A 246-nucleotide genomic window follows, 5' to 3' on the forward strand; every position below is an offset into this window, starting at 1 on the left:
TGCCGCCACGGCACCGACCCGTCGCGCGAACTGAGCGACGAGCAGATGGCCGCCTCCGAGCACGCCGAGTACACCTCCGATCCGGCCATGCTGGCCGAGGCCGACATCATCGTGGTGGCCGTGCCGACCCCGGTCGACACCGCCCACAATCCCGACTTCGCGCCGCTGGCCGGCGCCAGCGCCACGGTCGGGCGCCACATGAAGAAGGGCAGCATCGTGGTGTTCGAATCGACCGTGTACCCGGGC

At 70.7% G+C, this 246-nt stretch carries 1 pseudogene; it reads left to right on the plus strand.

What is annotated here, in order from left to right:
* Positions 1-246, plus strand: a pseudogene (locus tag AC6H42_RS31300) (nucleotide sugar dehydrogenase); the annotation flags it as partial.

This window comes from Massilia sp. NBRC 108631 (assembly GCF_059704565.1).